Raw genomic sequence first — 8,223 nt, forward strand, 5'->3', positions numbered from 1 at the left:
ACCTGGACGAGGCCTTCACTGCGCGTCATGCGGACTACGAGCTCCCCGGCCGCCGTCGTAAGCCACGACAAAAGGAGATGGTGAGACTCCTCGAGGCGGCGGCGCGCCCCGTCAGCGTTGCCGGAGCCGTCGCCGCCTCGCGGCTGTCCCGCGGCGCCCTGCTCACGGAAGGCGAGGTGATCGCGGGTGGCACGCTTGCGCGGACGGACCGGATGGCCGACCCGGGATCAGCCGCTGATGAACACGCCGCGGGTCAACCCGCTGGTGCGCCGGGGCAGCTCGGCCGAGCGGCCGTGGGACGTGCAGGTCTCGCCGGAGAACGCCGGCTGGGACTTCAGCGGTCTGCGCGTGGTGCACCTGCCGGTCGGCGGGCGGGTCAGGTTCGTCACCGGCGGTGACGAGATGCTGGTGCTGCCGCTTGCCGGCGGCTGCGACGTGGCCTGCGACGACGAGCGGCTGACGCTCACCGGCCGCCGGTCGGTCTTCTCCCGCGTGACCGATTTCGCCTATCTGCCGCGGGACACCGCGGTCACCCTGCGCGCGCCGAACGGCGGGCGGTTCGCGCTGCCGGCCGCGCGCGCCAGCCGCAAGCTGCCGTTTCGCTACGGGCCGGCCGAGGAGGTGCCGGTCGAGCTGCGCGGCGCCGGCCAGGCCAGCCGGCAGGTCAACAACTTCTGTACGCCGGAGAGCTTCGAGGCGGACCGGCTGATCGCCTGCGAGGTGCTCACCCCCGGCGGGAACTGGTCGTCCTACCCGCCGCACAAGCACGACGAGGAGGGCGCGGGGGAGAGCAACCTGGAGGAGATCTACTACTACGAGGTGGCCGCCTCTCCCGGTGGTGGGCCGGGGTGCGGGTTCCAGCGGGTCTACGGCCACCCGGACCGCCCGATCGACGTCTGCACCGAGGTGCGCAGCGGCGACGTGGTGCTCATCCCCTACGGATGGCACGGTCCGTCGATGGCCGCGCCCGGCTACGACCTCTACTACCTGAACGTGATGGCCGGTCCCGGCGAGCGGCGCTGGCTGGTCCGCGATGACCCGGCGCACGGCTGGGTGCGCGGGCGCTGGGCCACCGAGGACATCGACCCGCGGTTGCCGCTCACCGCCGTCCGCGAGAAGCGGCGGGGGTGAGCGGCATCCCCGTTACCGCGGGAGCGCCAGGATCTGACCGGGAATGATGCGGTCAGGGTTGCTGATCACGTCTCGGTTGAGGTCGAAGATCTCCCGCCAGCGGTTCGCGTCGCCGAGCTCGGCGCGGGCGATGCCGCTGAGCGTGTCACCGCGCTCGACCACATAGAGCCGGGGGATCGGGCCGGCCGGCTCGCGCGGCGGCAGAACCAGCACCTGACCCGGGAAGATCCGGTTCGGGTTGCGGATCACCGCGCGGTTGAGCAGGAAGATCTCCGGCCACCGGTTGCCGTCGCCCAACTCGTTCTGGGCGATCCGGGTCAGCGTGTCGCCGCTGCGCACCGTGTAGGTCCGCGGGTCCACCGTGCCCTCCAGCACGCCCGCGAGCCGCAGCAGGTCGGCCAGTTCGAACGTGCCGGGCCGGGCGGACGGCAGCGTCGGCTGCCAGGCCGGCTGCTTGAGGATCGAGTCCTCGCTGCGGCGCACCAGGCCGACCAGGACCTCGGCGACCAGGGTGCTGCCGACCGGGCCGAGGTGCGCGCCGCCGTGGAAGTGCTGCGCCTCGGCGAGCACGTAGTACCACAGTGGAGTGCGGGACTGGAAGTCGTGCGCGGTCAGCGCCTCGCCCTGGGCCGGACTGCTCGCCTGGGCGACCGCGATCAGGTCGTCCTTGCTCAGCACCGGCACGTCGAGCAGGGTCGCCACCGCCTGCCCGGTGGGCATCCGCAGCCGGTAGCCCCGCAGGAGGTTGCGCACGGCCAGCTGGGCGGCCTGCTGTGGCGTCTCGTTCTGGCCGTCCACCGTCTGCAGTGCGAACAGCGCCCGTCCCCCGACGCGGGCGAGGTTCGTGTCCATCCGGCGGGTCTTCTGACCGTCGTCGCCGACGATCCGCTCCCACTGGATGATCCAGTTGTCCGGCAGGCGCGGCAGGCCGCCCAGCTGGCCGCTGAGCGCGGTGAAGGTGAAGAGCTGCTCCAGCTCGGCCTCCGGGAAGTTCAGGTTGAAGTCGTAGGTGCCGCGCACCAGCGAGTGGCCGAACCGGTAGCCGGCGACCGCGAACTCCAACGGCATGAAGAACGCGTCCGCGTGCGGGTCGAACCAGCGGTTGCCGTTGGTGACGATGTCGTCCACGATGGCCGGATCCGCGACCTTTTTCAGGAAGTCGTGCACCACGATGTGCTGGTAGTGCTGGCGCAGCACGCGGCGCGCCTCGGTGAACGGGAGCCCCTGGTCGATCAGGGCGTTGTGCGCCTTGAGGAAGGCGACGTGCAACTGCGAGACGATGAGGTTCTCGTCGTTGCGCGGATCGCCGATCAGCGCCGCCCGGTCGTGCGTGATGTCGTCGCTCGGCCCCTCGCGCGGCAGGTCGTTGTCGTCGGACTTACCGGGTGGGCGGACCGTCGGCGGCTCCTCGCCGTCGAGGTTGAAGACCGGTCCGATGCCGAGCTTGTCACCGACCCGGGGCGCCGGCAGGCCGTACAGGCTGTCCAGGTCCAGGGTGGCCGTGCGCAGGTTGCGCAGGGCGTTGCGGATGTCTGCCAGGGGCAGCGGCTGCATGTCCGGGTCGAGCAGCTCGGCCACCGTCCCGGAGCCGAATCCCGGCTGCTGGGCCTCCAGGGTGATGTCGTGGTCGATGAACTGGCCGAGATAGGTGTAGGCGGCCGGGATCGGGCTGTCCTCACCCGGGGTGTCCTGGTCCTCCATGCTGGCGCCCAGGGCCTTCAGGCCGGCCAGGGTGCCGGGAGACACCGGGAGCAGGTTGACCTCGTCCTCCTGCAGGGTGGGGAAGAGCAGGTCGAAGCTGTGCGTGCTGACGGGTGGGGTGAGCGCGAACGAGAGCCGGGATCGCGTGGCGACCTCGGCGACGTCGTTGCGGGCGTTCGTGACGTCCTGTTCGGTGATGGGCCGTCCGTGTCCGAGACGCGGCATGCTGGTTTCCCTTCGCAGCGTGGTCCCTCATGTCGCGGCCACGCTAGGCGGGGGTTGCCGGGTGCTCGGACAGGAAAGCGACAGTAGTCGCTTTATTTCAGACTCCGGAACTTCCGGTGGTGCTTTCCTCCAGCCGGCCCTGGTTTCAGTGGTGCTTTCTTCAGCGCGTCCGCAGGCCCTCGAAAGCGAGCGCGGCGACCGTGGTGGCGATCGCCTCCGGGTCGCCGCGATCCGGGCGGTACCACTCGACCAGCGAGTTGACCATGCCGAAGAGCAGGCGGGCGGCGACCGCCGGGTCGACGTCGGCGCGGATGCCGCCCTCGGCCTGCGCCTGTTTCACCAGGTCGGTGACGATCCGGTCGAAGTCGCGGCGCCGGGCCAGCGCCCGCTGCTCCACCTCGGTGTTGCCGTGCACGCGCAGCAGCAGGGTGACGAACTCCAGGCGCGCGGCGAGGACCAGCACGCTGCGCCGGATCAGTTGTTCGAGCCGGTCGCCGGCCGGGCCGGCCAGGGCGCGCACCTCGTCGGCGGCCTCCTCCAGGCCGCCCAGCGCCCGGTCGACCGCCATCTCGAGCAGCTGCTCCTTGCTGCTGACGTGGTGGTAGAGGGCCGACTTGGTGATGCCGAGCGACTCGGCGACGTCGAACATGCTGGTGGCGTCGTAGCCGTGCGCGTTGAACAGGCGGACCGCGGCGGCGAGGACGGCGTCCTGATCGTGGCCTGGTCGGCCGCGGCGGCGTGGCTGCATGGTCACCGAATCTACTGCCCGATGCCATCCTCGCCGCCGGGGGTTGATTTACCGACCGCTCGGACGGTAAATAGAAGGCATGACTCAGCCTGCCGAGCTCTACCAGACCCATCGCGAGCTGCTCGCGCGCGCCGTCGAGGCGGCCGCCGCCCGGGACTACTGGTCGGCGTTCCCGGAGTCGCCCAGCAAGTCGGTCTACGGGGAGGACGCCGCCCCGGCCGGTGAGCGGGCGTTCACCGCTCTCCTCGGCAAGCCCTTCCCGATCGAGGTGCCGGGCGCCGTGGGCACCGTGTCCACCGAGCGCTCGCCATACGGTCTGGAGCTCGGGATCAGCTACCCGAAGGCCGATCCCCTCGCGCTGATCGCCGCGGCCCGGGCCGCCACGCCGGCCTGGCGCGCCGTCGGCCCCGAGGGCCGCGCCGGCATCGCCACCGAGATCCTGCGCCGGATCAACGCGCACAGCTTCGAGATGGCGCACGCCGTGCAGCACACCACCGGCCAGGCCTTCGTGATGGCCTTCCAGGCGGGTGGCGCGCACGCGCAGGACCGCGGCCTCGAGGCGGTGGCCTGCGCGCTCTCCGCCACCACCCGCACCCCGGCCTACGCGACGTGGGCCAAGCCGCAGCGCGGCGCCGACCCGCTGCACCTGGAGAAGAACGCGACCGTCGTCGGCCGCGGCGTCTCCGTGGTGATCGGCTGCAACACCTTCCCCACGTGGAACAGCTATCCCGGCCTGTTCGCCAGCCTGGTCGCCGGCAACCCGGTGATCGTCAAGCCGCACCCCGGCGCGGTGCTGCCGCTCGCCATCACTGTCAAGATCTGCCGGGAGGTGCTCGCCGAGGCGGGGCTCAACCCCGACGTGGTGACGCTGGCCGCCGAGGAGCCGGGCGACGGCATCGCCGCCACCCTCGCCACCCACCCCGACGTGCGCGTCGTCGACTTCACCGGCTCCAGCGACTTCGGTGACTGGCTGGAGGCGAACGCCCGGCAGGCGGTGGTCTACACCGAGAAATCCGGCCTCAACACGGTGATCGTCGACTCCACCGCCGACTACCAGGGCCTGCTGCGCAATCTGGCGTTCTCGCTCTCGCTCTACAGCGGACAGATGTGCACCACCCCGCAGAACATCCTGGTCCCGCGCGACGGCATCGAGACCGACGCCGGCCACCGCCGCCCCGAGGAGTTCGGCGCCGACCTGGCCGCCGCCCTCGACAAGCTGCTCGGTGACCCGCGCCGGGCGGCCGGCACCCTCGGCGCGATCGTCAACGACGGTGTGCTCGGCCGGCTCACCGAGGCCTCGGCGGCCCCCGGCGTGATCCACCCGTCCACGGCCGTCGCCGACGAGCAATACCCGGGAGCGGTCATCCGCACCCCGGTGGTGACCCGGCTCGACGCTGCCGACGAGAAGACCTACACCCGCGAGTGGTTCGGCCCGGTCTCGTTCCTCATCACCACCGAGTCGACCGAGCACAGCCTGCGCGTCTTCACCGAGACGGTCCGGGCCCACGGCGCGCTCAGCGCCCTGGTGCACTCCACGTCGCCGCAGGTGCTGGCCGCGGCCCGGGAGGCGGCGCTCGACGCCGGCATCCACCTCTCGGAGAACCTCACCGGCGGCGTCTTCGTCAACCAGACGGCGGCCTTCAGCGACCTGCACGGCACCGGCGCCAACCCGGCGGCCACCGCCGCCCTCACCGACGAGTGGTTCGTCACCGGCCGGTTCTTCACCCTGCAGTCGCGCCGCCACGTTCCCGCCCCGGAGCAGTCATGACCGATGCCGACACCTTCACGCAGACCATCGAGCGCGACCAGCGGGTCGAGCCGGCCGACTGGATGCCGGAGGGCTATCGCCGCACGATGATCCGCCAGATCGCGCAGCACGCGCACTCCGAGATCATCGGCATGCAGCCGGAAGGCGAGTGGATCACCCGGGCGCCGACGTTGCGGCGCAAGGCGATCCTGCTCGCCAAGGTGCAGGACGAGGCGGGGCACGGGCTCTACCTCTACTCGGCGGCCGAGACCCTCGGCGCCGACCGGGGTGATCTGACCCGGCGGCTGATCGAGGGCCGGCAGAAATACTCGTCGATCTTCAACTATCCGACCCGGTCGTTCGCCGACGTCGGGGTGATCGGCTGGCTGGTCGACGGGGCGGCGATCTGCAACCAGGTCCCGCTCTGCCGCAGCTCCTACGGGCCGTATGCGCGGGCCATGATCCGCATCTGCAAGGAGGAGTCCTTCCACCAGCGGCAGGGCTACGAGCTGCTGATGACCATGATGCGCGGCACCCCCGCCCAGCGCGACATGGTGCAGGACGCGGTGAACCGGTGGTGGTGGCCGTCGCTGATGATGTTCGGCCCGCCCGACGCCGACTCGCCGAACACCGCGCAGTCGATGGCCTGGAAGATCAAGCGGCACACCAACGACGAGCTGCGCCAGCGCTTCGTCGACATGACGGTGCCGCAGGCCGAGGCGCTCGGTGTCACCCTGCCCGACCCGGCGCTGCGGTGGAACGCCGAGCGTGAGCACTACGACTTCGGCCGGCCCGACTGGGACGAGCTGCGCCGCGTCATCTCCGGCGACGGCCCGCTCAACCGGCAGCGCATCGCCCGCCGGCGCGAGGCCGACGAGGACGGCGCCTGGGTGCGTGAGGCGGCCGCCGCCCACGCGGCGAAACGATCAGGAGTCCCGGCATGACCGGCTGCACCGAGCGGCTCCCGGCCGCGCTGGGCTGCGGCGTCGCGGGCGAGGGCATGCTCAACGGAGGCACAGCATGAGTGGCGAGATCCGGCACGAGTGGCCGCTGTTCGAGGTTTTCGTGCGGGCCAAGCGGGGCCTCAACCACGTGCACGTCGGTTCGTTGCGCGCCGCCGACCACGAGATGGCGCTGCACCACGCCCGTGACCTCTACACCCGGCGCAACGAGGGGGTCAGCATCTGGGTGGTGCGCTCCGACCAGATCGCGGCGACCGACCCGGCGGAGAAGCCGGCGTTCTTCGAGCCGAGCGGCGACAAGGTCTACCGGCATCCCACGCACTACACGATTCCCGACTCGGTTCCGCACATCTGAGGCCGCGACCATGGCATTCGACGACGCCTACGGGGCGCTCACCGATCATGACGACGACGCTCGCTGGGCGTACGGGACGGGCTTCGCCGATCCCCTCGCCGGGGTCGACACCGCCCTGCCGGACGGGGTGGACCCGGGCGACCTGGCGGCCTACTGCCTGATGCTCGGCGACGACGGGCTGATCATGTCGCACCGGCTGCAGGAGTGGCTCACCCGCTCACCCGAGCTGGAGGACGAGCTGGCCCTGGCGAACATCGGCCTCGACCTGCTCGGCCAGGCCCGGCTGCTGCTCACCCGGGCCGGTCAGGCCGAGGGCCGGGGCCGCGACGAGGACACCCTGGCGTTCCAGCGGCCGGCGGCCGAGTTCCGCAACGTGTGCCTGGCCGAGCGCGCCGACGAGGACTTCGCACACCTGGTGGCCAGGCTGCTGGTCTTCTCGACGTGGCGGCTGGCGGCCTTCGACCGGCTGACCGGCTCCCGTGACCCGATGCTGGCGGCGATCGCCGCCAAGGGGGTCAAGGAGATCACCTACCACCGCGACTACGCGGCGCAGTGGGTGGTGCGCCTCGGCGACGGCACCGAGCTGTCCCGCGCCCGCATGGCCGCGGCCGTCGCGGCGATCGTCCCGGCCGCCGGGGAGCTGTTCCGCCCGGCCGCCGCCGAGATCCGCCTGGCCGAGGCCGGGGTGGGAGTCGATCCGGCAGCGCTGCGGGCCGAGTTCGACGCGGTGCTCGCCCAGGTGCTGGAAGCGGCGACCCTCGACGTGCCCGCTCCGGCGGCCGGCGGCGCGGCTGTGCCGTTCGGGCGCGACGGTGAGCACACCGGCGCGCTGGCGGAGATCCTCGCCGAGATGCAGGGCCTGGCCCGCTCGACCCCGGGTGGTGCCTGGTGAAGGGCACGGGATTCCTGGCCGGTTCCGCTTTCATCGCCGGTCCGGCGTGCAACCCCGACCCGGGCTTCGTGCCGGCTCCCGCTTCCGGGCCCGGGCCGGACGCCGCGAGCGTCGTGGGGGCGGTGGTGGACCCGGAGTTGCCGATGCTCACGCTCACCGAGCTCGGTGTCGTGCGCGACGTGCGGGAGGACGACGGGGCGGTGACGGTGACGATCACACCGACGTACTCGGGGTGCCCGGCGATGGAGAGCATCCGCGCGGACATCCGGGCGGCGCTGCTGCGTGCCGGGTTCGAGAGGGTGGAGGTGCGGACCGTGCTGGCTCCGGCCTGGACCACCGACTGGATCACCGAGTCCGGCAGGCGCAAGCTGGCCGCCGCGGGCATCGCCCCGCCCGGGCCGGCGCCGCGCCGGGCCGCCGGGCCGGGACCGGCCGGTTGGTGAGCGCCAGCGGCACCGGCCC

7 protein-coding genes and 1 pseudogene are annotated in these 8,223 nt (G+C 72.0%); 6 read left to right on the forward strand and 2 right to left on the reverse strand.

From position 1 onward, the window contains the following. The first annotated feature begins 186 nt into the window (after nt 1-186). Complete coding sequence (gene iolB / locus AB0F81_RS49225) at nt 187-1,131, forward strand: 5-deoxy-glucuronate isomerase (protein ID WP_360211038.1); 945 nt, start codon at nt 187-189, stop codon at nt 1,129-1,131. A 12-nt stretch (nt 1,132-1,143) separates the two neighbouring features. On the opposite strand, the gene AB0F81_RS49230 is transcribed toward iolB, so the two are convergent. Together AB0F81_RS49230 and AB0F81_RS49235 are read right to left on the reverse strand one after the other, a co-directional pair. Continuing rightward, entirely contained in the window at nt 1,144-3,057 is a 1,914-nt protein-coding gene (locus AB0F81_RS49230; protein WP_360211040.1) for a LysM peptidoglycan-binding domain-containing protein, read from the reverse strand. A gap of 160 nt (nt 3,058-3,217) precedes the next feature. Then, nucleotides 3,218-3,805 carry a TetR/AcrR family transcriptional regulator gene (locus AB0F81_RS49235; RefSeq protein ID WP_360211042.1) on the reverse strand — a complete coding sequence of 196 codons (588 nt, stop codon included), beginning with the start codon at nt 3,803-3,805 and terminating at the stop codon, nt 3,218-3,220. A gap of 79 nt (nt 3,806-3,884) precedes the next feature. Between AB0F81_RS49235 and paaN the strand changes: the two genes are divergently transcribed. The 5 genes and pseudogenes from paaN to paaD form a co-directional block, all read left to right on the forward strand. After that, nucleotides 3,885-5,573 (forward strand): phenylacetic acid degradation protein PaaN, encoded by a 1,689-nt coding sequence (gene paaN / locus AB0F81_RS49240; RefSeq protein ID WP_360211044.1) that lies wholly within the window; start codon nt 3,885-3,887, stop codon nt 5,571-5,573. Beyond that, nucleotides 5,570-6,496 carry a 1,2-phenylacetyl-CoA epoxidase subunit PaaA gene (gene paaA, locus AB0F81_RS49245; RefSeq protein WP_360211046.1) on the forward strand — a complete coding sequence of 309 codons (927 nt, stop codon included), beginning with the start codon at nt 5,570-5,572 and terminating at the stop codon, nt 6,494-6,496. The genes paaN and paaA overlap by 4 nt, the downstream gene beginning before the upstream one ends. A 76-nt stretch (nt 6,497-6,572) precedes the next feature. After that, a complete protein-coding gene (paaB, locus tag AB0F81_RS49250) occupies nt 6,573-6,869 on the forward strand; it encodes a 1,2-phenylacetyl-CoA epoxidase subunit PaaB (protein WP_360211048.1) in 297 nt (98 codons plus the stop codon). Nucleotides 6,870-6,879: 10 nt separating this feature from the next. Further along, entirely contained in the window at nt 6,880-7,761 is an 882-nt protein-coding gene (gene paaC / locus AB0F81_RS49255; RefSeq protein WP_360211050.1) for a 1,2-phenylacetyl-CoA epoxidase subunit PaaC, read from the forward strand. A gap of 68 nt (nt 7,762-7,829) precedes the next feature. Continuing rightward, nucleotides 7,830-8,192: pseudogene (paaD, locus tag AB0F81_RS49260) on the forward strand (1,2-phenylacetyl-CoA epoxidase subunit PaaD); the annotation flags it as partial. Nucleotides 8,193-8,223: the final 31 nt, after the last annotated feature.

Origin of the sequence: Actinoplanes sp. NPDC024001, assembly GCF_040638955.1 — a bacterium.
Classification (GTDB): Bacteria; Actinomycetota; Actinomycetes; order Mycobacteriales; family Micromonosporaceae; genus Actinoplanes.

Coding starts and splice junctions, on each gene's coding strand:
- paaC (WP_360211050.1), top strand. CDS start 6,880: ATGGCATTCGACGACGCCTACGGGGCGCTCACCGATCATGACGACGAC.
- AB0F81_RS49235 (WP_360211042.1), bottom strand. CDS start 3,805: ATGCAGCCACGCCGCCGCGGCCGACCAGGCCACGATCAGGACGCCGTC.
- paaA (WP_360211046.1), top strand. CDS start 5,570: ATGACCGATGCCGACACCTTCACGCAGACCATCGAGCGCGACCAGCGG.
- paaN (WP_360211044.1), top strand. CDS start 3,885: ATGACTCAGCCTGCCGAGCTCTACCAGACCCATCGCGAGCTGCTCGCG.
- paaB (WP_360211048.1), top strand. CDS start 6,573: ATGAGTGGCGAGATCCGGCACGAGTGGCCGCTGTTCGAGGTTTTCGTG.
- AB0F81_RS49230 (WP_360211040.1), bottom strand. CDS start 3,057: ATGCCGCGTCTCGGACACGGACGGCCCATCACCGAACAGGACGTCACG.